The sequence below is a fragment of the Larkinella sp. VNQ87 genome (assembly GCF_049445795.1).
In the GTDB taxonomy this organism is placed as follows: domain Bacteria; phylum Bacteroidota; class Bacteroidia; order Cytophagales; family Spirosomataceae; genus Larkinella.
The window spans coordinates 206,894-230,800 of the sequence record NZ_JBMSDT010000014.1 but is presented as its reverse complement, the minus strand read 5'-3'; the positions used below and the strand labels follow the sequence as shown (position 1 = coordinate 230,800).

Sequence of the window (23,907 nt, the reverse complement as noted above, 5' to 3'; positions counted from 1 at the left end):
CCCTCATTCCGGTCGTTGCGGTTTTGTTGCTGGCCATGCCGGTTATCCGGGCGACCACCATCTTGCCGGGGCCCATCCGGTCGGGGGCCATTAAAGCGTTGATTATCGCCCCGGTTTTGCTGCTGACGCGCATTCGGGTCGTTGGGGCGGGGAGTCGGTTTGCGATTCAGATCAATCTGTCCCAATACCGTCAGGCCCGGCAGGCGAGGACTCGACAGGTCCGGTGCCGGGGTTTCTTTGGGTTCCGGTTGTGCCACGGGGGGCTGGATTTCTGCCTGAACCGGAGCGGCTGGTGGCTCAGGGGCAACGGGCCGGGGCGGTTCGGGTTTTACCTCGGCTACGGGAGCCGGGGCGGGTTCGGGTTTGACCACGGGTGTTTCGCGCGGTTCCACCGGCGCAACGGATTGAGGAGCTTCCTGCCGGGCTTCGACCGGAGCGGGCTGCGGTTGGGCAACCGGGGCAGGTTCCGGTTTGGGCTGGGGGGGAGCCGGTGGTGTCATTTTTTCAGCCACAACCGGTTCGGGTTGCGGTTTGGGGGGCGCAGGCACTTCCTGCACGACAACGGGCTTGGGAGCCACCGGATTGGGGGCTGGTTGCGCCGGTTGAGCAGGGCGCACGGGTTCGTTCCGAAAATATTTCGGCAAATCGTCGTCATCCCGACGTTTTGGTTCGGGCGCGACGGGTTCAGGTGCGGGCCGACGCGTGGCTCCGCCATTCAATAATTCCGTATTACCGAATTCTTTCGCCAAGATTTCCACCTGTTCGTTGGTAATCTTGCCGTTGGGGTTACTATCAACCTTAATCCCTTTGGCAGAAAGACGACTCACCACAGTAGACGAACCTACTCCGAGTATTTTTGCCACTTGGCTAAGGCGCATGGATTTATCTTCTGCCATACAAATGGTTTAGAATGAAAAATAGCACTATAATGATGGCCTATACATGATGAACGATGAATGGACAAACTTAATTCATCATCCATCACTTATCCTTCATCATGCTTACTCAAATTCCTGGCGTAAAATTGCCAAAATCTCTTCAATCGTATCTTCTTCAAGGTCGGTCATCCGAACGAGTTCTTCTTTCGTCCGGGCCAGCACACTCTTCGCCGTATCCAGACCCACCCGGCGCAACTCGTCGATCATCCAGGTATCGATCTCGTCGCTGAATTCCGACAGGTCAACGTCTTCATCGTCTTCCTGACCTTCCACATCGCGGAATACGTCAATTTCCATCCCGACCAGCCGACCCGCCAGCTTGATGTTCTGACCGCCTTTGCCGATGGCCAGCGACACCTGATCCGGTTTCAGGAAAACCGATACGCGTTTGGCGTCGTGATCCACGTTCATCGACGTGATCTTGGCGGGGCTCAGCGCCCGGCTGATCAGCAGTTCGAAGTTATCGGTATAATTGATAACGTCGATGTTTTCGTTGCCCAGTTCGCGGACGATGCTGTGAATCCGCGATCCTTTCATCCCGACGCAGGCACCGACCGGGTCGATCCGGTCGTCGTATGATTCGACGGCGACTTTGGCCCGTTCGCCCGGTTCGCGAACGATCCGGCGGATGGAAATCAGCCCGTCGTAAATTTCCGGAATTTCGTTTTCAAACAGCCGTTCCAGGAAAACCGGTGATGTACGCGACAGGACGATTTTGGGCGTTCCGTTGATCATCTCGACGCGGTGAACGACGGCTTTGGTCGTCTCGCCTTTCCGGTACCGATCTTTCGGAATCTGCTCGCCTTTCGGCAGGCTCAGTTCATTGCCCTCATTGTCGAGCAAAATTACTTCATTTTTCAGCAATTGGTAGACTTCAGCGTTCAGTAAGTCACCAACCTGGTTTTTGTATTTATCGTACAAGAGCTCTTTTTCCAGGTCTTTGACCTTTTGAATGAGCGTCTGGCGGGCGGTTTGCACCACCCGCCGGCCGAAATCTTCCAGTTTGACCTCCTCGGCTACTTCTTCACCCACTTCAAAGTCAGCCTGAATTTTGCGGGCTTCGGTGAGCGGAATTTTGTCATAATCCCAAATATCCTCCGAATTATCGTCCACAATCTCGCGGGTGCGCCACATTTCGAGGTCACCGCTTTCGGCGTTGATGATCACGTCAAAGTTTTCGTCGGTGCCGTATTTCTTGCGAATCATCGTCCGGAAGACATCTTCCAGAATTTTGATCATGGTCGGGCGGTCAATGTTTTTCGACCGTGCAAAATCTGCAAACGACTCAATGAGTACTCCGCTATCCATAATTTCAGTCTTCAGTTTTTCAGTTCGCAGTCATCAGGAGCGGATTTCCAGTCAGACTTAACAGAAAAACCAACTGAAAACACGCGTTGAAAACTGATCTTCATTTAAATGAAACTTGTATTGTGCTTTTCTTGATATCCGTAAACGGTATGGCCATCGGCTCGACGGGCGGATCGTTCTTTTTCGGCTTCTTGAGCGGTTTTTCCGTAATCACAATAGTTTCTTCACCTACACTCTCCAGCTTACCCCGGCGCGATTGCCCGTCGTTGAGCAGAACTTCGATTTCCCGCCCGATGTTTTTGAGGTACTGACGCCGAAAAACCAGTGGTTCATCGACACCCGGCGACGATACTTCCAGCGTAAAGGGCTGACCATCAAAAATTTCCAGTTCTTCCAGTTGATTGCCCAACCGGCGGCTGATGACCGCGCATTCGTCAATGGTTATTCCGGTATCGCTGTCCAGCAAGACGGTTATTTTAGCACGAGTACGGGAAGGGGATACCTGAATATCAACGACAAAATACTGATCTTCGTTCAAATGCGGCTGTAACAGCTCGTTAACTTTCGCCTTTACATCCATAAATTAACAAAAAAGGGAGTTAAAAACTCCCTGCCATGCACGAATGCTGATAAGTGCTGCAAAGATACAACTTTTATGAATTGTTTCCCAATCAAATTACGACATTCCGGGCCTAACAATTTTTAACGCCTGAGTGAACGGCCTAATTTACGAACATTCATTTGTACCTTTGTACCGCTACGCCCTCGATCTTACGTTACTGAAAAAAGGCGGTCCGAATGACCCGCACCCATCTGACTCGTTCGTATGAAATTCTCGCTAAGGCTTGGCGTACTGGTTTCTTCGTTTTTTTTATCGCTGTTCTGGTCGCTGAACTTATTGCTTTTTTTGTACACATTGCTGGTTTATTATCTGCTCTACGAAGTGCCCATCGGGCACTGGACGGCGAGTGTGCTGATGATATCATTGCCGGTTGCGTGGGGCTTTAATCTTTTCTACATCGTATTCTGGGGGTTGGTTCGTCCCTGGCGGACGCTTATGCCGCTGGTTACGATGCTCATCGGTATTCCGTTCTGGCGACGTACACTCACTTACAACCGGCCTGATGCCAACAGTGAGAAGCGCCCTACGTTACAGGTGATGAGCTACAACGTGATGGGGTTTAACAAGTACGATGTGGTCGATACGCAGCACCCGGATTATGCCAACCAGATGATTGACTGGGTACTGAAAGAGCCTTCGGATATTAAATGTTTTCAGGAATTTTATAATAACAATACTTCCGTTGTTTTTAAAACCATCCGGCGGCTGGAACGGGCCGGTTATCCCTATTACGCCATTCTGCATCCGCCTGACCGGGACTATCTGAAAGAGAAAGACGGTAAATTTATCGGGGTTGCGTTGTTCTCGCGGTATCCCATTGTCAAACGCGGTGAAGAAGTTTTCGATCATTTCAACGGATTGGTGTGGGCCGATGTCAAGATCGACCGGGATACCATCCGGGTTATCAGCGTTCACCTGCAATCGATGGGCATTCGGGTGGGCGGAATGTTGAATCAGCGGGAAACCGAGCAGGTCAAGGAAAATACCCAGGGCTTGTTGCGCCAGCTCCGGCAGGGTTTTACGATGCGCCGGAACCAGATTGCCCGGATTGAAGAATATTACCGGAACAGTCCTTATCCGGTGATCATTAGTGGTGACTTCAACGATACACCGTACAGCTATGCGTACGGCAAACTGCGCCGACTCTTACGGAACGCTTTTGAAGACGCCGGTCGGGGCTTTGGATTCAGTTACAACAAAGCACCCGGTTTTTTGCGCATTGATAACCAGTTTTACAACGCCCGGTTTCTGGAACCCCTCAACTTTGTTACTTACAAGGACGTAAAATTTTCCGATCACTACCCAATCATGGCGCAATACGCCATCAAGCCCCGTGAGATCAGCAAGGATCGAAGGCCGAGAACGCATGTGGAGTTTGATTTTTAAGAAGAACACATTACCGAACACTGAATATTGAATAACGAACACCGAATTGGGAAGGTTGGATAAATCTAACCGTTCATGCCTTTTTCGTTATTCGCTATTCAATATTCAGTGTTCGATATTCATTTGTCTACGGATGGGCATCGACCCAGACCTGGCCATCTTCAAAGATTTCTTTTTTCCAGATCGGAACCTCTTGCTTGAGCGTGTCGATGATGTACCGGCAGGCATCGAAGGCATCGGCGCGGTGGGGCGTCGCGACGGCAATCAACACGGCAATATCGCCGATCGCCAGATTGCCTTTCCGGTGAATGATGGCGTATTTTCGGACAGCCCAGCGCTGGCAGGCTTCTTCGGCGATTTCCTGCATTTTCGACAGGGCCATGCGGTCATACGCTTCGTATTCCAGCCGCTCGACGGCGCGTTCTCGGGTGTTATCGCGAACGGTTCCAAAGAAAAACGTAATGGCCCCGGCACCCCCGTCGGAAACGTGCCGGTAAGCCGTATTCATATCAATCGGTTCAGTCGTAATCGAAACCATAAGGGAATGATGAGTTAAGAATTAAGAGTTATGACGGGGCCGCCCGGCGGTTAGCTCCGCAGGAATAGAATGCGTCAGCCAACTCTTAACTCTTAATTCATAATTCTTAACTATTTTCAGCCTCCGCTGACGGGCGGGATGAGGGCGATTTCGTCGTTGGGATGCAGCGCCTGGTCGGCTTCGGCGTATTCGCCGTTGACGGCTACCAACAACGAGCGTAACCCGTTTAGTGCGGGGTACTGTATCTTCAGGTCAGTTAACAAATCACCTACCTGACCGGTTTGTGGCAAATCGATCGTCAGGGCCGACGTGCCGACGATCTCGCGGGTAATGCCAAAAAGTTGAACAGATACTCGATTGCTCATGCTCAAAGATACGAAATTATCTGGTTGATGCTGGATGGGCTGGATGCTTGATTCTTGATACTGGATGCTTGATTCTTGATATTGGATGCTGGATGGTCTGGATACTGGATTGAAAGAATATTAAACCCAATGGACCGTTTTAACTAGCAAGTATCCAGCATCCAATATCCAGCATCCAGTATCAAGAATCAAGCATCCAGCTTATGACCAACGATCAATTTACCGCCTTTTTTCAGGATGTACTGATTACGGTTTACGCCAACATCCGGGATTTGCATGAAAAACAGGGCTTTGCTGACCCGGAAGAGCAGGACTACATTGACGGACGGCTCTTTAGCTACCAGGAAATTCTGGCAATTTTTCGGGCTTCGGCCAAGGATACCGGCGTTGACCCCAAAGAATTAGGGTTGTAGTTTCACGTAGAACAAGTAGAATTTTTTAAAAATAAGTTATGATATTTGACGCCCGACAACCAGACTGACCAGCCAGGTTGCGGTAAGGTCCGAACATTGCTACCCTTTAACGATTTTATGAAAAAATACATCCTCTCCGCCGTCCTGCTGGGTATGCTGGTCGGCTGCAACAATTCCCAAAAACAACAAGAATCGTCAACCATGTCGGATAGTACCAGCACAGCGGCTGCTGACTCAGCCAGCGGTTTACCGGAACGTTCACGTTTTCAGAAAGACGTCGACGGCAAACAGAATGATTTATATGTATTGACCAACGCCAAGGGCATGAAGGTTGCCATTACCAACTACGGCGGGCGAATCGTCAGCATTCTGGTGCCCGACAAAACCGGGAAGATGGTGGATGTCAACCTGGGCCACAGCAGCATCGACGACTACCTGGCGAATGAGTCCTTCTTCGGAACGCTGGTCGGGCGGTACGGAAACCGGATTGCCAAAGGCCAGTTTACGCTCGAAGGCAAAACGTATAAACTGCCGGTTAACAACGGTCCCAACTCCCTGCACGGTGGGAAAAAAGGCTTCAATGCCCGGATGTGGGACGCTACCCCCGCCGGTGACAACAGCCTGAAATTACGGTATGTATCGCAAGACGGCGAAGAAGGCTATCCCGGCACGCTGACCGTCGATGTAACGTATACACTGACCGACGACAACGGCATCCGGATTGATTATCAGGCCACAACTGACAAAACTACCGTCGTTAACCTGACCAACCACGCCTATTTCAACCTGAACGGCGAAGGATCTGGTTCTGTCGCCGACCACCTGATTCAGATCAACGCCGACCGCTTCACGCCGGTCGATGCAACCCTGATTCCGACCGGCGAACTGGCATCGGTAGAAGGAACGCCCTTCGATCTGCGGAAACCGGTAGCCATTGGCGAGCGGCAGGATGCCGACCATGTGCAAATTAAAAACGGGGGCGGTTTCGACCATAATTTTGTGCTCAATGGCGGGCAAACCGCCCAACCCCGGCTGATTGCCACCGTAACTTCGCCCAAAACCGGCATTTCGATGGACGTCCTAACGACCGAACCGGGCGTGCAATTTTACGGCGGTAACTTTCTGAATGGCAAAGCAGTTGGTAAAACCGGGAACCCGTACGAAAAACGGTCGGCCTTCTGTCTGGAAACGCAGCATTATCCGGATTCGCCGAACCAACCGAACTTCCCGAGCACGGTTTTGAAACCCGGCGAAACCTACAAGACGACCACGGAGTACCGGTTTTCGGTGAAATGATTGTTACACAGGGTTTATCAGAGGACATCAGAGGGTATCAGAGTTTTCTCCGATTAACCCCGATGTTCTCTGATAAACTCTGTGTAATCTTTTTTAACAACCATCTTGTTCCATATGGATAAAATTCAATCAATGCGCCGAATAACGTTGGCGATTTTGCTTTGCGCATCGACTTTTGTGGCGATGGCCCAGCAGTGGACCGCGAAGCAGGCCAACGACTGGTACAGCCGCCAGCCCTGGTTAGTGGGGAGCAACTTTCTACCCTCAACCGCCATCAACCAACTGGAAATGTGGCAGGCCGAATCGTTTGATCCGAAAACGATTGACAAAGAACTGGGCTACGCCGAGAGCCTGGGCATGAACACGATGCGGGTTTTCCTGCACGACATGGTCTGGCGGCAGGATGCCAAAGGCTTTAAAAACCGCATCAATCAATTTCTGGCGCTATGTGCCAAACACAAAATCCGGCCGATGCTGGTGCTGTTTGATTCGTGCTGGGACCCGCAGCCAAAGTTGGGCAAGCAGCACGAACCCGTGTTGGGGCGGCATAACTCGGGCTGGGTGCAAGGACCCGGCGCGGCCATCCTGAGCGACAAAAGCCAGTGGGGAAGTCTGCGCGCCTACGTGCTCGATATTGTGGGCACCTACCGGAATGATCAGCGTGTGTTGGCCTGGGATATTGTCAACGAACCGGACAACGACAATGCCAACAGCTATGGCAAGAACGGAACGATTAAAACCGAACTACCTAACAAAGCCCAGTTAGGCGTTGAATTGGTAAAAGCCGGTTTTGGCTGGGCGCGGGAAGCCAAACCGACGCAGCCCATTACGTCTGCTCCCTGGAATGGCGACTGGTCGTCGCCCGAAAAGATGAACGAGATGAACCGGTTTCTGTTTCAGAATTCCGATGTGATTACATTTCACAATTACGGCCCACCGGAAGATTTCAAAACCCGGGTGAACCATCTGAAGCAGTTGGGTCGACCACTGATCTGTACCGAATACATGGCGCGTCCGGCGGGCAGCACCTTCGAAGGGTCGCTGCCGATTGCGAAAGCGGAAAAAGTGGGGATGATCAACTGGGGATTTGTGTCCGGCAAATCGAACACCATTTACCCCTGGGATTCGTGGCAGAAGCAGTACACGGCCGAACCGCCGGTCTGGTTCCACGATATTTTTCGGGAAAACGGCCAGCCTTACATTCCAGCCGAGACGGCTTTCATTAAGAAGATGACAGGGAAATAATGGAAAATGGCTGGATGGTTATGAATGGTCAGATGGCTGAATTGCTGCTAACAATTTTTAACCATCTAACCATTCTTAACCATCCAACCATTTAGACCCATTCAGAATTAATTATCCTGCATCTTCTCCCCGGCTTCTTCCATTTTTTTGCCGGTTTTGCGTTTTGCTTCGCGCGCTTTCTGCTTGGTTTCTTTGGCGGTTTCCCGGATTTCGTCTCCAGCTTTATCAGCTGCTTTATCTATTTTCTTACCCGCTTTTTTCGCTTTCTGCTTGGCTTCCTGCGCGGTTTCGCGCGTTTCATCGCCCACTTCGTCAGCGGCTTTTTTCACCGTCTGACCCGCGTGATGAGCCGTTTCCTTCGCTTCCTCTTTCACTGTCTGTGCGTTTGCCGTAAAACCGAATGCGGCCAGCAACGCAACCATCCACAATTTTTTCATGACTTTGGCTGTATGATATATTCGATTGTCTCCTGCTATAACCCGCCAGCGCGCGAAATGTTGGGCGAAAACAGAAAAACCTCCCCAAACGGAGAGGTTTTGCCGGGCCGATCAGCCGTCGAATGCTTACGGCAAACTGGTAAAATACGTATAAGTGCCTAACAAATAGCCCGTAACGGCCGTGGAGTGATTTTGACCTTCCAGTTTATTCAAGACAACGTTTGTTGCGCCCCGTTTCTGCATGGCATCGTAGGCATCTTGTGTATTGAAGTAGAAGACCAGGTTATCGGCTGTCCCGTGATACAGATACGTCGGGGTTTTGGGTTTCCAGTCATGCACATCGTTGTCTTTCACAGCATTCAGGAAACCGGTATCCGTGCCATCGTTGACGGCTTTTTTAAAGCTATCGGTGAAAATGTCGCTGATGCTGACCGAAATAGTAATGTCCTTACCATTCTGCGTGGCCTGCGTGGCATACGGTTCTTTCAGGTAATAGCTCATCGGTCTATTTAGCTTGTACAAGTCGTTGTAAGTGAGCAACGTCCAAAGATACAGTCGATTATAGGTAGCGATGCCGTCCGTCTTCTGGTTGATGATGTGCTTCATAAACGCCGTCTTATGATAGGCGCCCGAACCCATCGAGGAGGCAACGAGGTTAAACTCGGTCGGCGCTTCTTCTTCCATTTTCTTCTGCAACGCCATCGTGGCAAAACCGCCTTCCGAATAACCGGTAAGCAGCACCCGTTCGTCCCATTTGATCGAATTCTTTTTGACGAATTCTTTCGTCGCCCGCAGCATGTCGAGCGAAGCCGTTGCCAGCCCTTCGCGGTGTTCGTAAGTATGCGGAATGGCCTTCGATTCGCCGTAGCCAATGTAATCCGGACAAGCCAGAATAAAACCGCTCGATGCGAAGAAAACCCCGCCAAAAGCCGCATCGCTGTTGGCTCCGAAATTCGACGGCGCGTCGGCATCGTTCAGAATGGTCCCGTGTTGCTGGCTGATTAACGGTACGGGAAGCTCTGAATCAGGTACAATGACTGCGCCGGAAGCCTTCGTCGCCGTGCCGTCGGGTAGCTTCGTGTTGTAGACCAACTTGTAGACCTTCACGTTATGCTGCAGAAAACTGCCAATAATGCTCTGGTATTGGGCCGGTAACTGCTGAGCCACCTGGGCGGTCAACTGTGATCGGGTCAGCGATTTGATCTCAGTACTACTGACCAAATAGGTGTCGGCGACGGGATCCGGGTCCTTGCCGTTGTCGTTTTTGCACCCGGACAGAAAGGCCGTAGTCGACAGCAGGAGTGATAGTAAAAACTCCTTTCGATTAAGTGTCATGCGGATGAGTTGGGTAGAAATTTTTCGAAAATGGAAGATGCCGGTATTTTATTAACAACGGCCCAATGCCCTTAGTTCGTGTCCGTTAAAGGCGTTCTTCGAATAATTTTAAGATCCGTTTGTATTCGTCCATCCAACTCGTCGGTTCCACAAAGGCATGATCTTCAACCGGATAAGCTGCCACTTCCCAGTTTTCCTTCCTGAGTTCAATCAGCCGCTGCGTCAGCCGGACCACATCCTGGTAATGCACGTTCACATCGACCATGCCGTGGCAAATCAGCAGATGCCCTTTCAACCCGTTGGCAAAATAAATGGGCGAACTGCGCCGGTAAGCCAGGGTGTCGGCATACGGTTCGTTGAGGATGTTGGCCGTGTAACCGTGGTTATAAGCCGCCCAGTCGGTCACAGGGCGCAGGGCGGCTCCGGCAGCAAAGACATCCGGCGTCGTAAACATCGCCATGAGCGTGATAAAACCGCCGTATGAACCGCCGTAAATGCCGATCCGCTTGGCATCAACGCCCTGAGTTTTCACGAGCCACTGAGCCGCATCGACGTTGTCTGTTAAATCCTTGCCGCCCATGTGCCGGTAAATACCCGTTCGCCAATTGCGTCCGTAACCCGCGCTGGCCCGGTAGTCAATGTCCAGTACCGTGTAACCTTTGTCGGCCAGCAGGTTGTGAAACATGTACTCCCGGAAATACTGGCTCCACCACTTGTGCGCATTCTGCAAATAACCGGCTCCGTGGACGAACACCACCGCCTTTCCGTTCGGTTTCGCCGGTTTATACAACCGCCCGTAAATAGTTTGGCCGTCGCGGGCCGGAATCGTCACCAGCGCCGGATCACGCCAGGGATACGCCTGAAAATCAGGTGTTACTGATTGCGTCAACTGAACCGGGGCCGTTAGTGCGGTTGTCTTACTGCGCCCCTTGTTCATTGGTACTTGTTCATTATCAATTATATACAGTTCCCACGGCTTGTTGGTGTACGAATACCGGATGGCCAGCTTCGTTTCGTCGGGCGAAAGCGTTACATCGTTGGCTCCGGTCATCGTGGTGAGTTTCACCCGGTCGCCACCCGTAACGGCCATGCGGTAAAAATGCTGCTCGCCGGGATGGACCTCGTTGGTCGTCAGGTAAAAATGGGTTTTACTGTTTGACAACTGAACCTGCTGCACTTCAAATGGTCCCTTGGTCAACTGCTTTTTCTGACCGGTTTCGACATTGACGGTGTAAAGGTGCGAATAACCGTCGGCTTCCGACAGGAAGTAAAGTGTCTGGTTATCGCCCAGAAAACCGGTCGTACTGATTGACGCACCGAACCCGCCGATCCAGGCTTCATCGCGCTGACGGTCCAGCAGTTTCAACTGGCGGGTGGCCGGGTCGAGCCGCAGAATCCAGCGGTCCTTGTTGTCGTAGGCCCGGGCAATCACCACGGCGTATTTGCCATCTTCCGACCAGATCGGGCCGCTGATCGTGACCGTGCGTTCGGTCGGCTTTTTGGCTTTTTTGGCGGTATCGGCTGCGAGAGGCTCCGGGGCCGATGGTCCGCGCCGTCGGCTGCTGTCGGGCACGGGTACCGGAGCACTCGGCGTTTTGGCGTAATCCGGCAGATCCATAATTCCCGGCAGGCTTTTGGTCGAAACCGCCTGAATGGTATCCCGCTGAATGTCGTACACAAAAAACTCCTGGCTCGACGGAGGGGCGCCAACTTTCGTGCGGGCCGTGAGGTCTTCCGTAAAGCCCGATTCGGTTACGTAGTTGGGCACGATGGCAGTTTTGGCCCCCTGAGCGGCTTTTACGAGTGAGAACGTCACAAACCGTTCGTCGGGGCTGAGCGTCGGATTCTGGACGGTGCGGCCCTCGGTATAGAACTGTTTCGGACGCCGGGGCTGGCCGGTTTTGGTAATTTTTTCACCTTCGTCCTTTTTCGCTTTTCGTTCGCGCAGCACGTCGAACAAGGCCAACTGGTCGCGTTTCAGCCAGTTTTCCTGCTCGTTGATTTTCGAATCGGCTTTTTTCGAGCCGGTATCCAGGTTTGTTACCTGCGTCAGTTCACCCGTCGCCAGGCTGATGGTAAATAAATTATTAGCGCGGGTAAAAACCACTTTCTGCTCGTTCCCATTGAAAACCGGGTTGCTTTCCCGTTCGACGGTATTGGTGAGCTGACGCGGAGGCAGGAGGCCATTTTTACCCGGTTTGCAATCTTGCAAGAACAAATCCCCGTCTTTTTCATACAGCTTCAGCGTCCGGGTCCGGTTATACGTCCCGCCTGAAGCCGAGGGGAGTAGACGTCGCTCGGTAGGGTTGACTTTCAGGGGCTTACGGTCGCCTGTAAGGTTGATTTTATACAGCGAATCGGCTTTGGCCTGAATGGGATTCCAGTTAAAGTAAATTGTTTTTGAATCTTCCGACCAGAAAATAGCGGAGGGTGACGTCCCGATCCAGCCTTTCGGGTCCTGCATGATTTTTTCGATGGTGAGTTGGGATGGGGCAGGGGTCGGTGCCTGGGCCAGACTTTTGACGACGATGAAGGCGCTCAGTCCAAGTAGACGTAGTTTCATTGATGAAAGAATCGACGAATGGGTTTTTAAATAATGAAATTAGCGAGAAAATAGGAAAAGGATTAGATTTGATCGAAAACAAGTACTGTCCGAATGAATTTCGGCGCATTTTTCTCTAGACTTAACACAATGCGATACGTCGTTCACGCTTACGATTACACAGATGAGCAGGCTATGGATCGGCGGATGGCTGTCCGACCAGCTCATTTTGACGGTGCCCGTCGACTGAAAGCAAACGGAAATTTTGTTCTTGGCGGAGCGTTGCTCGATCCCGATGGAAAAATGATCGGTTCGCTGATGGTGGTCGATTTCGATTCGGAGGAACAGTTGAACGATTGGTTGCAGGCCGACCCCTATGTGACGGGCAAAGTCTGGGAGCGGATCGATGTAAAACCGTTTCGGCAGGCCGAGATTTAGTTCGTAGGGTTTATAATTTATAGTTGACGGGTCTATGAACCTTCGGTTTGTGTTAACTATAAATGACAAACAATAAACCGGATAACTTCGTAAGAATGATTCAGGCAGCAATATTTGATATGGACGGCCTTCTGGTCGATTCTGAACCGTTTTGGCGGGATGTCGAGGTGGAAGTATTCCGGACGGTGGGGCTGGAAATGAGTGATGAAATGTGCAAGCGAACCACCGGAATGCCGACGGATGCCGTCGTGCGGTACTGGTACGAGCAGTTTCCGTGGACCAATCGCAGTCTGGATGAAGTCAATACCGACATCCTTCAGGGCGCTTACGATGCCATCGGAAAATACGCCGGACCGATGCCGGGCGTTCCGGGCATTCTGGATTTGTTTCGGCAGGAAGGCATTCCGATGGCGATTGCGTCGGCATCGCCCATGCACCTGATCGAACTGGTCATCGACCGGCTGAATATCCGGTCGTATTTCACCTGCTGGCACTCCGCTACGCTGGAAAAACGCAATAAACCGCATCCGGATGTGTACCTGGGAACGGCCCAAAAACTGGGCGTTCAGCCGGAAGCCTGTGTTACATTCGAAGACTCCGGCAATGGCCTGAAAGCGGCCCATGCGGCTGGCATGTTCACCGTGGCGGTGCCGGCGGATTACGAGTTCAACGATCCGAAGTTTGACCTGGCCATGCTGAAAATTCCGGTTTTGACGGAATTCACAACGGCCCATTTGCGGGAATTTGAAAACCATCTGTCACGACCCTCAGCGGTTCGCTGAAAATCTAAACCTTTTATGCCCATTCGCCTTTACCAACTGGATGCCTTTACCAACCGGCTTTTCGGAGGAAATCCGGCCGCGGTCTGTCCGCTGACGGAATGGCTGCCTGACGAAACCATGCAGGCCATTGCCGCTGAAAATAACCTGGCCGAAACGGCATTTTACGTGCCCACTGACCCGGCCAACGGGGGATACCACATCCGCTGGTTTACGCCAACGGTAGAAGTCGATCTGTGCGGTCATGCGACGCTGGCATCGGCCTACGTTGTCTTTTGCCTGGAAAAAACCGCCCCCGGTGACGCCATTTCGTTCGACTCCCGAAGCGGTGTGCTGAACGTCCGGCGTGAGGACGACTGGCTGGTGCTGGATTTCCCGATCGATCATACCCACCTGGCCATTCAACCGCCCGCGCTGGAAACTAGTCTCGGCGGTATCAAACCGGTGGAGGTGCTGAAGGGAAAAACCGACTACCTGATCGTGTTTGAAACCGAGCAGCAAGTCTGGGAATTGCAACCTGATTTCCGGGAACTGGCGACCATTCCGGCGCGGGGTGTCATCGTCACGGCCCCGGGTGATCCGTTTGAGGGCAAATCCATTGATTTTGTATCCCGGTTTTTCGGGCCGCAATCGGGTATCGATGAAGATCCGGTAACGGGTTCGGCACACACCACACTTATCCCGTACTGGGCCGAAAAGCTCGGCAAGACGGAACTTATCGCCCGGCAGATTTCCAAACGGGGCGGTTATCTGCGCTGCCAGTTGCTCGGCGACCGGGTTGAAATCAGCGGGCAAGTCAAACTCTACCTAACGGGTGAGTTTGAACTCTAACGTACCCAAGGACTTTAGTCCGTGTTTTTATTGTCTTTCTCGAAAAGCTAGCTTAAAAACACGGACTAAAGTCCGTGGGTACGTTATTCGTGGGTACGGAAACCTTCATCCACGGACGGTTTTCCGGGACCATTCAGGAATAGGAAAACGCTCATCGCTAGTATATTAAGTGCGGGGAAGGTGTTTTTGTACGTATCGCCAATGGCAAGGTGACCCATCAGCACGGCAAACGTGAAGTTGATGAACAGAACAACAGCCGCCCAGCGCGTCCAGAGGCCAAGGATGATCAGAATCGCACCGAAAAATTCAGCATAAGCCGAGAGTGCAGCACTGACCAGCGGGAGCGGAAAACCCAGGCTCTTCAGCCAGTCGGCATAACCCGGAACCCCTTCGGCGGGGTGCAGAGCCGTGTGGCCAACCACATCCAGAATTTGGTACCCAAAAGCCAGCCTTAGCAGAAAAGGCGCGTAAGGCCGGTAGCGGTCGAGGGTGTTGAACACTTTTTTCATAATTAAAATTGATAAAAGTAGGCATCAAGTTGTACCGATCCCTAATAATATTTGTACTTATTCTAAATAAGTAATACATTTGTGGCGTCTCGTTGAAAGCGCCATGAATGAATTGACCGAAAAATCGTTCGAATTTTCCTTTTTCGCACAAAAAAGCCTTGAATCAGGTACCAATCCGTTTCTGGGTGGAATGGATTGCGTCTTCAAAAAGTGCTGTAAAAAATGGAAAAAGAAGGGGAAACATTGCAAGAAGTGCCCCGAAAAATAAGTACGTTACGTTCCAGCCTCTTCCTTTTTTGACCGGTTTTCAATGAAAAACCGGGTTTTCTGCCAATTTTGTAGCATGAATCTTCGCTACAAAATCCTCTCCGGATTACCAGCCGACCCTCTTTTGCAGGAACTCTTCCTGCTTCACGAGCGTGTTTTTACCGGTCAATCGCCGGACGAACTTTTACAGGAGTTCAGGGAAATGGAAAGCCGCAATCTGCTGACCATTCTGGCGCTGGACGAGCAGACGGTGGTGGGGTATAAAATGGGCTATCAACGGAAACCAGGGCATTTTTACAGTTGGTTAGGCTGCGTAAGTCCGGATTACCGTCGGCAGGGGATTGCGGGTGAACTGATGCGGCAGCAGCACACCTGGTGCCAGGGAAACGGTTTCCGGACCATTCGAACGCATACCCGTAATCAATGGCGCGACATGCTGATTCTGAATATCCGACACGGCTTCGACATCATCGGAACCATTGCCAACGCAGGCGGTTACATCACCATTGTTCTGGAAAAACAACTCGATGCCTGAAACAGACCGTCGGCACGGCTGTATGGGAACCGGACGATGCTCCGATTTGTAATGGAATCGATGCATCTCTACATTCATATTCCGTTTTGTAAACAAGCCTGCCATTATTGCGACTTTCATTTCAGCACGAGCCTAATTCAAAAACCGGCGCTGGTTGATGCGCTTTGCCGGGAAGTTGAACTGCAGGCAGATTACCTGCCAACCCGCCACCTGGAAACCATTTACCTCGGCGGAGGCACTCCCTCTTTGCTTACCGAAGCCGAACTCAACCAACTCTTTGAAACGATGCACCGGCATTATACCGTGGCTCCGGATGCCGAAATTACGCTGGAAGCCAACCCCGACGACCTGCTGGGGCCACCCTCGGATCGGTTGCAGCCCCTGCGCAGGCTCCGAAAGTTCGTCAATCGGCTGAGCATCGGGATTCAGTCCTTTCACGAACCCCATTTGCGTATGATGAACCGGGCGCATTCGGCCGACGAAGCCGTAACCTGTGTGCAGTTGGCTCGGGAAGCCGGTTTCGACAACCTGACGATCGATTTGATCTACGGTATATCGGCGGATTCGCACGACCTGTGGGCTGCCGATCTGGCGAAAGCGCTGGCGTTTCGGGTACCGCATATTTCAGCCTACTGTCTGACTATTGAACCGGGTACGGTTTTCGGAAACTGGCAGAAAAAAGGCCGGTTTCAGGCTCCCGATGATGAGTTTGCCGCCGAACAGTTCACGATGCTGGTCCAAACGCTTCGCAGCCGGGGGTATGAGCAGTATGAAATCTCGAATTTTGCCCAGCCGGGTTGGGAAGCCCGGCACAACAGCAGTTATTGGAAACAACGGCCGTATCTGGGAATTGGTCCCAGCGCTCATTCGTTCAACGGCGAAAGCCGACAATACAATGTGGCTCATAATACAAAGTACATTCAGGCCATTGAAAAAGGGAAAATTCCCTGCACGGTTGAAGTATTGTCGCGTGCCGACCGGGTCAATGAATACCTGCTGACAGGCCTGCGCACCCAGTGGGGCTGCGATATTAATGAGCTGACCACCCTGGCCGAAACCGATTTTGAACTCCTTCGCCGGACCGAACTGGAAGAACTCTGCCAGCGAGGCTGGCTCCGGTTCAACAACCACAAACTAACGTTAACCGAAGCCGGAAAGCTTTTTGCCGACCGCGTAGCCGCCGAACTATTTGTGAGTTAAGAGTTATGAGTTAAGAGTTATGAGTTGGCTCCGCCACTTTATGGGAAACGGCGGAGCCAACTCTTAATTCTTAACTCCTAACTCATAATTCTTATGTAGTTTTGCGTTTAATGAATACGCCACGTCCGGTCAATCGTTTGCGCTCATCAACTCCACGTTCGGCTTCCTCCCGTTCGGGCCGTGCCCCGCGGGTAAGTTCGTACCTTCGTCAGCGTCCCTGGCTGGAGCGGATCGGGCGGTTTGTCGCCAAATTCGTTCTGCTGGCCTTGCTGATTTCGGTCGGTTGGGTCATTTTGTTGAAGTATCTACCGGTTTCGTTTACGCCCCTGATGATTTCCCGGAAACTGGAAGCTTCGTCGAATGACCAGGACAGCAAATTGTACAAAGACTGGACGCCCTACGAAGAAATCTCGAAAGAAATGGCACTGGCCGTCATCGCTTCGGAAGACCAGGCTTTCCCGACGCACTGGGGGTTCGATTTCGACGAAATTCAGGATGCCATCAAGGAAAATCAGCGCCGGAAACGGCCCCGCGGAGCCAGCACCATTTCGCAGCAGGTGGCCAAAAATGTTTTTCTTTGGAATGGCCGGTCGTACATTCGCAAAGGGCTGGAAGTTTACTTTACGTTTCTGATTGAGCTAATCTGGGGGAAAGAACGCATTCTGGAAGTTTACCTGAACGTGGCCGAAACCGGTCCGCTGACGTTTGGCGTCGAAGCGGCTTCCCGGCGGTATTACGGTCATTCGGCCCAATACCTGACCCGTACCGAAGCGGCCCGCATTGCGGCTGTATTGCCGAATCCACGGTTATTCTCCATCAAAAAACCGTCGGCCTATACCCAGCGTCGGACCCGGCAAATTGCCCGGCAAATGCGGTATCTGGGCGGTCAATCCTATCTCAAAAAATTGTAAATTGGCAGAATTCATTGTAATTTTAGTTCATGATAATTGTAAGAAATGGACAAATGTTAATTGGGTCCATTTCTTACAATTAGGTTAGCGAACGCTTTGACGTACCAGGGCCTTTGTTACAGTTTAATTAGTGATATTCGGACATAATTAATCTAGTATGTCTGTCAATTTCATCGCCAGATTACACCGTATCTTGAACTGATTATTACGAAAATGCCACAATCGGTCCAGATTTTGAATTCACCTTCCTTGCAGCGAAAAATCTGTGTATTTATAGTGGATGACGACGAAGACGACCGGCAGTTTATTCTGAGAGCCTTTCAGAATGTGGGTGCCAAACACCAGGTGATTCAGTTTGAAGACGGCGACCAGTTACTCCGAAGTTTGCTGGAGCACGAAGACGCGGCTGAGAAGGTAGCCAAATGTGGCCTGATTATCCTGGATGTCAATATGCACCGGATGAGCGGTATTGAAGTCCTGCAAGCCATTAAAAGCCATCCGGCACTAAAGCACATCCCGACGGTTATGCTGTCGACTTCCATTGAAGAAAACCTGGTGCAAAAAGCGTACAGTCTGGGTGCAAACGGCTATTTACAGAAGCCGAACCTGATGGACGACTACAACCATCTGGTGATCAGCATGCAGACCTGTTTTCTGGAAGTGCCCAGCGTCCGCTGGTCGCAATTGCTCTGACCCCAGGTCAGGCCAACTCAGTGCCAGGATCCCAAAGGAGTTTATCAAACGCTTCAACCCGGTCGTCGCTAACCCGGACACCCTCGGCGGCCAGTAAGTCGGCCATCGCCGTTGGGCTGCCGAAAAAATGCTTGCCTGACAAAACGCCCACCCGATTGACTACCCGGTGAGCCGGTACGTCCCGCCCGTGGGCCGCGTTCATAGCCCAGCCCACCATGCGGGCTCCGGCGCGCAGGCCGAGGTAACGGGCAATAGCCCCGTAGGTGGTGACGCGCCCCGGCGGCACAAGCCGTACCACTTCGTATACATCCTCGAAATAATCCCGTTGTGCCATCCGCTAAAACCGCTTACCGGGTTTCGATTTCCTTCACCAGTTCGTCGTACCAGTCGGGGCCATACATCCGGATCAGCGGTTCTTTCAGAAACTTGTATACTTCAACGCCCAACTGCTCACCGAACGAGCAGGCCGGGCTGCAAATCGGCCAGCGGTCGTAATTGAGGGCATGGAAACTGTCGTATTTGGTAATCCGGATCGGATACAGGTGGCAGGAGATGGGCTTCTTGAAGTCGACTTTTCCGTCGTTGTAAGCCGCTTCAATGCCGCATTTCAAAATGCCGCGTTCGTCGTAATTGGCAAAAACGCACTCCCGGCCGTTGATGGTGGTCGTCACAAAACCGTCGTCGCCATCGGATTCGTACAAACCCTGTTTCTCAATGGCCTTAACTCCTTCGGGCATCAGATACGGTTTTACTTTCGGATAAATTTCGTCCAATACCGCCAGCTCCGAGGGTTCCAAAGGGGCACCCAGATCGCCCTCTACACAACACGCCCCTTTGCATTTTTCCAGGTTACAGACAAAAAACTTCTCGGCCACATCATCGCTGATGCAGGTATTATCGATCAAAATCATACGCCTTACTTCTTGATAATTTTTAATTGCTGACCCACGTTAACATTGCCCGACGAGAGCTGGTTCCAGGTTTGAATCTGCTCGACCGTCACACCGTATTGTTTCGAAATCCGGAACATGGTTTCGCCCTTCTGGACGGTATGGTACACGATTTCTTCGCTCACTCGTGGGTCACTGGCCGCCGACCGGCCCGACGACAGGGCCTGGCCCGGAGCGGTTTCCCCCGTTCCCTTAATAACCAAGGATTGCCCCACGGCCAGTTTGTCTTTTTCCGTCAGGTTGTTCCATTCCAGCAAGTCGCTGACCGAAACGTTGTACAGGCGGGAAATGCTGTAGTAGGTTTGGCCGGGTTCCACTTTATGACTCATCGAGCGGGAACTGGCAGAACGGACCGGAGCGGTGGAGGTGCTGGCCGGTGCGGGTGTCGAACGGGTAATCGGAGCCGGGGTTTCGGCCACCGGCTCGGTCGTCGGGCGTTTGGTACTGGCCATCACCGGCGCGGTTGTTGCGCCCGAATCCACTGGTTTCCGCTCGGTGGGGCGACTAGTCGGTGCCGGGCTGGTCGTGGTTTTCATCGGTGTCGCATCCCACTCTGAACCGGTTGTCGCCGACGAACCGGAGCCTTCCGGGCGAACAATCACGACCCGTTGCGTCGAACCGGAATTCTGGGTCGTAACAGTCGGCGCACTGGCCGGTTCCGAAACCGGCGGTTTGGGGTTCGAATTCACCGGGATTTCGGCCGGACGGCTGGCCGGAGCCGTACTGTTGTCGGCAATCCGGGCGTCGGTTTTGGCCGGAGCCGGGGTATCTTTCGACTCGACCAGCTTTGGTGTGTAAAGCTTCCGCTCCGAGGCATTCCGGGGAATGGTATTGGCCGGGCGTTCTGTGGGTGCCGACTGGCTTAGGCGGGTATCGTTCGCGCCGGATTGCGAGGCAATGGGCCGGGAGGCAGGCGCCGGATTGGTCGGTGTTTTGATGATTTCGACCGGACGATTGGCTGGACGGCGTTCGCGTAGCCACATCACCCGACCGACCTGCAAACGGTCGGAACGGTCGATCCGGTTGTACCGTAAGAGCTTTTTCAGCCGGACCCCGTACATCTGCGAAATGCTTCGTGCTGTTTCGCCCACCTGAACCGTGTGGTGCGGAACGGTCGCCTTCTTCATTTTTTTAGACAGGTAATAAACCTCGTTCTCGACAACGGGGTCGCGGTCGCTCATGTCGTTGTACCGCAGGAAGCTCGACACGCTGATCCGGGCTTTACGCGCCAGCGTTGAGGCATTGGCACCCGCCAGCGCCTGAATACCGGGTAAGCCGTTGATTTCGTACAGGACAACATCCGGTTTTCCTTTGGAGTAGTTGACCTTACGCAGAATCGGAAAACCGGTATCGGTTTTTGTCAGTTGCGGAGCCTGCGTTCGGCTTACCGACGTGGCCTGGGTTGCGGTTCGTTGCTGGGCCAGACGCTGGAGAGCCGCAGCCTGCTGACCCGTTGCCGGAATCGCTAGGACATATTCTTTGTCCGCGGGAATGTTATCGCCCAAAACCCAGCGGTTGTATTTGCGGAGTTCGGCTTCGTCGATATTCAGGTCCTGCGAGATCCGGGAGAGACTTTTGCCACTACCATAGGGGTATTCGACCAGCACAATCGGGTTGGCCGTTCGGTAAGCGGGCAAAACACTTTCCAGTGCGATCTTGTGCGCAAAAAAGCGCAAAATATAGCGGTCGGTTTTCTCGTTCAACGTAACCTCTTTGGCGTAGGCCCAGTCGGCCGGAACGAGCTTGCTGATGCCGGTTGTGCCGAGGTAATACGAGAAAAGCGACGATACCCAGTTGTTGTAAACCGTGTTATTGCGTTTGAAATAGCGGGCAGCTCCGTGGGTGGATGCCACGATGCTCTTGCGCTCGTCCACTTCATCATCGACGCGCATCCCGTGATCCATCGCCGTTTCCCGTTTGAATTGCCAGTAGCCCACCGCCGTAGAGGCCGAAACGGCGTCGGGCGTCAGCGAGCTTTCCTGAACGGCCAGGTATTTCAGATCGACCGGAACACCTTCTTCTTCCAGAATGGACTCGATCAGCGGAAAATACAGCACCACGCGGTCGAGCTTGGCTTCCCAGTATTTTCGATTGGATTGTACCAGGGCCGTAATATCCTGTTTGATAATGCGCCGGGCCCCCTCGTCAAAACGGACGTCAAGATCCGCAAAACGGACGGAGGAAGGCACTTCAGTGGGCGTTTGGGCAATACCGGTCAGAACGATTGAGCAGGAAAAGAAAAGGAGAAGGGAGAGCGTCGATAGTCGCTTTTTCATACGCTGTTTAGTGTTTGTAAATCATCATCAAACCATCCCGAACGGGGAGCAAAAGCTGTTCCACGCGCGGGTCTTCACTCACTTTGCGGTTAAAGTCGATCACGGCCTGGGTGTCTTTGTCAGCCCGGCGTTCGGCCGCCGTCCGGCCCTGACCCACCGGTCGGGCCACCTTGCCGCTCCATAGCACATTATCAGCTAAAATAATGCCACCGGTGCGCACTTTGTCGAAAACCAGGTCGTAGTACAGGCTATAATTTTCTTTGTCGGCATCGATGAACACCAGATCGAACGGCCCGTCGAGCGTCGGGATGAGGTCGGCGGCTTTGCCCAGCCGCAAATCGATCCGGTGACCGACCGGCGACTGATTCCAGTACGACCGGGCAAAGGCTTCGAGTTCGTCGTCTTTTTCGAGGGTAATAAGCGTGCCGTCGTCGGCGAGTCCCTCGGCCAGACACAGGGCCGAATAGCCGGTAAACGTACCAATTTCGAGAATTCGGCGGGGGCGCAGCATCTTCGAGTACATCGCCAGCAGCCGCCCCTGAATGTGCCCCGATAACATGCGGGGGTACAGCATTCGGGCCTGGGTATTGCGGTTCAACTGCCGCAGGAGTTCGCTTTCGGGGGACGTATGCGCTTCGGAATAGGCAGAAATATCGGGTGGCAAAAAATCCATGCCGGTGTACGGGGGTTGCTTTAGGCCAGTGAAATAATACCCGGTCGTGTGGTTTTGTAAAGGTACAATTATTCTCTTAACGGGAACGGAGCGATCCTATTTTGTTCCCGTACGGATGAAGAGACATTATGATGAATAATTGCTGACGATTACTCGTCTTCGTCCGGTTCGGGAACAAAAATCAAGTGACTTAAAGAGGGTTCATCGAACATTTCGTGGGCAAGTTCCTGCAACAAACCGGCATCGACCTGACGAATTTCCGCAAAGATTTCTTCCAGCGAATCGAGTTTGCTGGTATCCAGAATACTTTTTGCCATCGTGAGCATCAGGCTCTGGTTGCTTTCTTCCGACATCGCCAGTTGCCCCATCAACTGCTCCTTGGTGTGGTGAAGTTGGAGGGTGGTCAGTGGTTTTTCGCGGAGCAGTTTCATTTCTCGGCCAATCAGCGCGATGCTGCGGTCGAGGTGTTTCTGGTCCGTGCCGAAATAGATACCTAGAAAACCGGTATCCAGAAACGGCGTGTAACTGGCTTCGATGGAGTATACCAGTCCGTATTTTTCGCGCAGGTTCATGTTCAGTCGCGAGTTCATGCCCGGTCCGCCGAGCAGGTTGACGAGCATGAAAAACGGCAACCGGCGGGCATCGGGCAGAGCGTACGACGGGCGACCGATGGCACACTGGGCCTGTGTAATGGGCCGTTCGACAGTCAGGCGTTGCGGTTCATATGGGCCGGGAGCCAGCCGCTTGCGGTCGGAAGTCCGGTGCGGAATGTCGCTGAGGTATTTGGTAGCAATCTTTTTGACCTTGCTGAACGACCAGTTGCTGACCGACGCAAACACGACCCGTTCGGTGTCCAGGTTTCCGGCGATAAACTGCTGAAGCTGTTCGCGGGTAAAGGCCCGTACGGTTTCGGGCCGGCCGAGAATGTTACCGCCCAGCGGATGGTTTTTGAAAACCACCTGATCGAAATCGTCTTGCAGGGCGTCTTCCGGCGAGTCGTAGTACATTGCCATTTCCTCCAGAATGACACTTCGTTCTTTTTCGATTTGTTTTTCGGGAAAAACTGAATAAAAGGCAATGTCGGCCAGTAACTCGGTGGCTTTCTCGAAATGCAGTCCGAGCACCGACGCGTGAAAGCAGACCTTTTCCTTGGTCGTATAGGCGTTCAGTTCGCCCCCGACGGTTTCGAGCCGGTTGATGATGTGAAACGATTTCCGCTTTTGGGTACCCTTGAAAGCCATATGCTCCCAGAAGTGGGCCAGCCCTTCCTGCTGGGGTAATTCGTCACGGCTCCCGATGTCGAGCATGATGCCGCAGTGGGCAATTTGGGTATGCGGTACTTGTTTATGAACAATCCGGATGCCGTTTGGTAAGGTATGCAGTTCGTAATCTTCCATTCTATTCCAACCCGGTTGCGCAA

The 23,907-nt window shown here is 52.5% G+C and carries 24 protein-coding genes and 1 pseudogene; 11 read left to right on the top strand and 14 right to left on the bottom strand.

Annotation, left to right across the window (positions count from 1 at the left end):
• The 3 genes and pseudogenes from ACO2Q8_RS23500 to rimP all read right to left on the bottom strand — a co-directional run.
• Positions 1-827, bottom strand: a pseudogene (locus ACO2Q8_RS23500) (hypothetical protein); the annotation flags it as partial.
• Between the two features lie 174 nt (positions 828-1,001).
• A complete protein-coding gene (gene nusA / locus ACO2Q8_RS23495; RefSeq protein ID WP_423347315.1) occupies positions 1,002-2,246 on the bottom strand; it encodes a transcription termination factor NusA in 1,245 nt (414 codons plus the stop codon).
• 100 nt (positions 2,247-2,346) lie between these two features.
• On the bottom strand, positions 2,347-2,826 hold the full coding sequence (gene rimP / locus ACO2Q8_RS23490) for a ribosome maturation factor RimP (protein WP_423347314.1): 480 nt from the start codon (positions 2,824-2,826) through the stop codon (positions 2,347-2,349).
• Between the two features lie 246 nt (positions 2,827-3,072).
• On the opposite strand from rimP, the gene ACO2Q8_RS23485 reads away from it, so the two are divergent.
• Positions 3,073-4,254, top strand: a complete 1,182-nt coding sequence (locus tag ACO2Q8_RS23485; protein WP_423347313.1) for an endonuclease/exonuclease/phosphatase family protein — start codon at positions 3,073-3,075, stop codon at positions 4,252-4,254.
• A gap of 127 nt (positions 4,255-4,381) precedes the next feature.
• On the opposite strand, the gene ACO2Q8_RS23480 is transcribed toward ACO2Q8_RS23485, so the two are convergent.
• Positions 4,382-4,792: a molybdenum cofactor biosynthesis protein MoaE gene (locus ACO2Q8_RS23480; protein ID WP_423347312.1), complete on the bottom strand. Its 411-nt coding sequence runs from the start codon at positions 4,790-4,792 to the stop codon at positions 4,382-4,384.
• Positions 4,793-4,908: 116 nt separating this feature from the next.
• Positions 4,909-5,157 (bottom strand): MoaD/ThiS family protein, encoded by a 249-nt coding sequence (locus tag ACO2Q8_RS23475; protein ID WP_423347311.1) that lies wholly within the window; start codon positions 5,155-5,157, stop codon positions 4,909-4,911.
• Positions 5,158-5,360: 203 nt separating this feature from the next.
• Here ACO2Q8_RS23475 and ACO2Q8_RS23470 point away from each other — a divergent pair, with 203 nt between their 5' ends.
• The 3 genes from ACO2Q8_RS23470 (at position 5,361) to ACO2Q8_RS23460 (ending at position 8,111) form a co-directional block, all read left to right on the top strand.
• Positions 5,361-5,570, top strand: coding sequence for a hypothetical protein (locus ACO2Q8_RS23470; protein ID WP_423347310.1), 210 nt, complete (start codon positions 5,361-5,363; stop codon positions 5,568-5,570).
• A gap of 117 nt (positions 5,571-5,687) precedes the next feature.
• The gene (locus tag ACO2Q8_RS23465) at positions 5,688-6,866 is read left to right on the top strand and encodes an aldose epimerase family protein (RefSeq protein WP_423347309.1); all 1,179 of its coding nucleotides are present in this window, start codon (positions 5,688-5,690) and stop codon (positions 6,864-6,866) included.
• Positions 6,867-6,980: 114 nt separating this feature from the next.
• Complete coding sequence (locus ACO2Q8_RS23460) at positions 6,981-8,111, top strand: endo-1,4-beta-xylanase (RefSeq protein ID WP_423347308.1); 1,131 nt, start codon at positions 6,981-6,983, stop codon at positions 8,109-8,111.
• Positions 8,112-8,218: 107 nt separating this feature from the next.
• On the opposite strand, the gene ACO2Q8_RS23455 is transcribed toward ACO2Q8_RS23460, so the two are convergent.
• The 3 genes from ACO2Q8_RS23455 to ACO2Q8_RS23445 all read right to left on the bottom strand — a co-directional run bounded on the left by ACO2Q8_RS23455 (position 8,219) and on the right by ACO2Q8_RS23445 (position 12,446).
• Positions 8,219-8,548 (bottom strand): hypothetical protein, encoded by a 330-nt coding sequence (locus tag ACO2Q8_RS23455; protein ID WP_423347307.1) that lies wholly within the window; start codon positions 8,546-8,548, stop codon positions 8,219-8,221.
• Between the two features lie 126 nt (positions 8,549-8,674).
• Positions 8,675-9,883, bottom strand: coding sequence for an alpha/beta hydrolase family protein (locus ACO2Q8_RS23450; RefSeq protein WP_423347306.1), 1,209 nt, complete (start codon positions 9,881-9,883; stop codon positions 8,675-8,677).
• A gap of 85 nt (positions 9,884-9,968) precedes the next feature.
• Complete coding sequence (locus tag ACO2Q8_RS23445) at positions 9,969-12,446, bottom strand: prolyl oligopeptidase family serine peptidase (protein ID WP_423347305.1); 2,478 nt, start codon at positions 12,444-12,446, stop codon at positions 9,969-9,971.
• Between the two features lie 129 nt (positions 12,447-12,575).
• Here ACO2Q8_RS23445 and ACO2Q8_RS23440 point away from each other — a divergent pair, with 129 nt between their 5' ends.
• The 3 genes from ACO2Q8_RS23440 (at position 12,576) to ACO2Q8_RS23430 (ending at position 14,473) form a co-directional block, all read left to right on the top strand.
• A complete protein-coding gene (locus ACO2Q8_RS23440) occupies positions 12,576-12,863 on the top strand; it encodes a YciI family protein (RefSeq protein WP_423347304.1) in 288 nt (95 codons plus the stop codon).
• Between the two features lie 95 nt (positions 12,864-12,958).
• Positions 12,959-13,645, top strand: coding sequence for a hexitol phosphatase HxpB (hxpB, locus tag ACO2Q8_RS23435; RefSeq protein ID WP_423347303.1), 687 nt, complete (start codon positions 12,959-12,961; stop codon positions 13,643-13,645).
• Between the two features lie 15 nt (positions 13,646-13,660).
• On the top strand, positions 13,661-14,473 hold the full coding sequence (locus ACO2Q8_RS23430) for a PhzF family phenazine biosynthesis protein (RefSeq protein ID WP_423347302.1): 813 nt from the start codon (positions 13,661-13,663) through the stop codon (positions 14,471-14,473).
• Between the two features lie 83 nt (positions 14,474-14,556).
• On the opposite strand, the gene ACO2Q8_RS23425 is transcribed toward ACO2Q8_RS23430, so the two are convergent.
• The gene (locus ACO2Q8_RS23425; protein WP_423347301.1) at positions 14,557-14,982 is read right to left on the bottom strand and encodes a DoxX family protein; all 426 of its coding nucleotides are present in this window, start codon (positions 14,980-14,982) and stop codon (positions 14,557-14,559) included.
• A 343-nt stretch (positions 14,983-15,325) separates the two neighbouring features.
• Here ACO2Q8_RS23425 and ACO2Q8_RS23420 point away from each other — a divergent pair, with 343 nt between their 5' ends.
• From ACO2Q8_RS23420 to ACO2Q8_RS23405, 4 genes are all read left to right on the top strand, one after another.
• Entirely contained in the window at positions 15,326-15,784 is a 459-nt protein-coding gene (locus ACO2Q8_RS23420) for a GNAT family N-acetyltransferase (RefSeq protein ID WP_423347300.1), read from the top strand.
• A 60-nt stretch (positions 15,785-15,844) separates the two neighbouring features.
• Positions 15,845-16,984 carry a radical SAM family heme chaperone HemW gene (hemW, locus tag ACO2Q8_RS23415; RefSeq protein WP_423347319.1) on the top strand — a complete coding sequence of 380 codons (1,140 nt, stop codon included), beginning with the start codon at positions 15,845-15,847 and terminating at the stop codon, positions 16,982-16,984.
• A gap of 110 nt (positions 16,985-17,094) precedes the next feature.
• Positions 17,095-17,895, top strand: coding sequence for a monofunctional biosynthetic peptidoglycan transglycosylase (gene mtgA / locus ACO2Q8_RS23410; RefSeq protein ID WP_423347299.1), 801 nt, complete (start codon positions 17,095-17,097; stop codon positions 17,893-17,895).
• A 213-nt stretch (positions 17,896-18,108) separates the two neighbouring features.
• On the top strand, positions 18,109-18,588 hold the full coding sequence (locus tag ACO2Q8_RS23405) for a response regulator (RefSeq protein ID WP_423347298.1): 480 nt from the start codon (positions 18,109-18,111) through the stop codon (positions 18,586-18,588).
• Between the two features lie 7 nt (positions 18,589-18,595).
• On the opposite strand, the gene ACO2Q8_RS23400 is transcribed toward ACO2Q8_RS23405, so the two are convergent.
• From ACO2Q8_RS23400 to ACO2Q8_RS23380, 5 genes are all read right to left on the bottom strand, one after another.
• Positions 18,596-18,922, bottom strand: coding sequence for an MGMT family protein (locus ACO2Q8_RS23400; RefSeq protein ID WP_423347297.1), 327 nt, complete (start codon positions 18,920-18,922; stop codon positions 18,596-18,598).
• Positions 18,923-18,935: 13 nt separating this feature from the next.
• On the bottom strand, positions 18,936-19,499 hold the full coding sequence (locus ACO2Q8_RS23395) for a DUF3109 family protein (protein ID WP_423347296.1): 564 nt from the start codon (positions 19,497-19,499) through the stop codon (positions 18,936-18,938).
• 5 nt (positions 19,500-19,504) lie between these two features.
• Positions 19,505-21,814 (bottom strand): LysM peptidoglycan-binding domain-containing protein, encoded by a 2,310-nt coding sequence (locus tag ACO2Q8_RS23390; protein ID WP_423347295.1) that lies wholly within the window; start codon positions 21,812-21,814, stop codon positions 19,505-19,507.
• A gap of 7 nt (positions 21,815-21,821) precedes the next feature.
• Positions 21,822-22,487 (bottom strand): O-methyltransferase, encoded by a 666-nt coding sequence (locus ACO2Q8_RS23385; RefSeq protein ID WP_423347294.1) that lies wholly within the window; start codon positions 22,485-22,487, stop codon positions 21,822-21,824.
• Between the two features lie 149 nt (positions 22,488-22,636).
• On the bottom strand, positions 22,637-23,884 hold the full coding sequence (locus ACO2Q8_RS23380; protein WP_423347293.1) for a M16 family metallopeptidase: 1,248 nt from the start codon (positions 23,882-23,884) through the stop codon (positions 22,637-22,639).
• Between the last annotated feature and the right edge of the window lie 23 nt (positions 23,885-23,907).

Coding starts and splice junctions, on each gene's coding strand:
- nusA (WP_423347315.1), bottom strand. CDS start 2,246: ATGGATAGCGGAGTACTCATTGAGTCGTTTGCAGATTTTGCACGGTCG.
- rimP (WP_423347314.1), bottom strand. CDS start 2,826: ATGGATGTAAAGGCGAAAGTTAACGAGCTGTTACAGCCGCATTTGAAC.
- ACO2Q8_RS23485 (WP_423347313.1), top strand. CDS start 3,073: ATGAAATTCTCGCTAAGGCTTGGCGTACTGGTTTCTTCGTTTTTTTTA.
- ACO2Q8_RS23480 (WP_423347312.1), bottom strand. CDS start 4,792: ATGGTTTCGATTACGACTGAACCGATTGATATGAATACGGCTTACCGG.
- ACO2Q8_RS23475 (WP_423347311.1), bottom strand. CDS start 5,157: ATGAGCAATCGAGTATCTGTTCAACTTTTTGGCATTACCCGCGAGATC.
- ACO2Q8_RS23470 (WP_423347310.1), top strand. CDS start 5,361: ATGACCAACGATCAATTTACCGCCTTTTTTCAGGATGTACTGATTACG.
- ACO2Q8_RS23465 (WP_423347309.1), top strand. CDS start 5,688: ATGAAAAAATACATCCTCTCCGCCGTCCTGCTGGGTATGCTGGTCGGC.
- ACO2Q8_RS23460 (WP_423347308.1), top strand. CDS start 6,981: ATGGATAAAATTCAATCAATGCGCCGAATAACGTTGGCGATTTTGCTT.
- ACO2Q8_RS23455 (WP_423347307.1), bottom strand. CDS start 8,548: ATGAAAAAATTGTGGATGGTTGCGTTGCTGGCCGCATTCGGTTTTACG.
- ACO2Q8_RS23450 (WP_423347306.1), bottom strand. CDS start 9,883: ATGACACTTAATCGAAAGGAGTTTTTACTATCACTCCTGCTGTCGACT.
- ACO2Q8_RS23445 (WP_423347305.1), bottom strand. CDS start 12,446: ATGAAACTACGTCTACTTGGACTGAGCGCCTTCATCGTCGTCAAAAGT.
- ACO2Q8_RS23440 (WP_423347304.1), top strand. CDS start 12,576: ATGCGATACGTCGTTCACGCTTACGATTACACAGATGAGCAGGCTATG.
- hxpB (WP_423347303.1), top strand. CDS start 12,959: ATGATTCAGGCAGCAATATTTGATATGGACGGCCTTCTGGTCGATTCT.
- ACO2Q8_RS23430 (WP_423347302.1), top strand. CDS start 13,661: ATGCCCATTCGCCTTTACCAACTGGATGCCTTTACCAACCGGCTTTTC.
- ACO2Q8_RS23425 (WP_423347301.1), bottom strand. CDS start 14,982: ATGAAAAAAGTGTTCAACACCCTCGACCGCTACCGGCCTTACGCGCCT.
- ACO2Q8_RS23420 (WP_423347300.1), top strand. CDS start 15,326: ATGAATCTTCGCTACAAAATCCTCTCCGGATTACCAGCCGACCCTCTT.
- hemW (WP_423347319.1), top strand. CDS start 15,845: ATGCATCTCTACATTCATATTCCGTTTTGTAAACAAGCCTGCCATTAT.
- mtgA (WP_423347299.1), top strand. CDS start 17,095: ATGAATACGCCACGTCCGGTCAATCGTTTGCGCTCATCAACTCCACGT.
- ACO2Q8_RS23405 (WP_423347298.1), top strand. CDS start 18,109: ATGCCACAATCGGTCCAGATTTTGAATTCACCTTCCTTGCAGCGAAAA.
- ACO2Q8_RS23400 (WP_423347297.1), bottom strand. CDS start 18,922: ATGGCACAACGGGATTATTTCGAGGATGTATACGAAGTGGTACGGCTT.
- ACO2Q8_RS23395 (WP_423347296.1), bottom strand. CDS start 19,499: ATGATTTTGATCGATAATACCTGCATCAGCGATGATGTGGCCGAGAAG.
- ACO2Q8_RS23390 (WP_423347295.1), bottom strand. CDS start 21,814: ATGAAAAAGCGACTATCGACGCTCTCCCTTCTCCTTTTCTTTTCCTGC.
- ACO2Q8_RS23385 (WP_423347294.1), bottom strand. CDS start 22,487: ATGGATTTTTTGCCACCCGATATTTCTGCCTATTCCGAAGCGCATACG.
- ACO2Q8_RS23380 (WP_423347293.1), bottom strand. CDS start 23,884: ATGGAAGATTACGAACTGCATACCTTACCAAACGGCATCCGGATTGTT.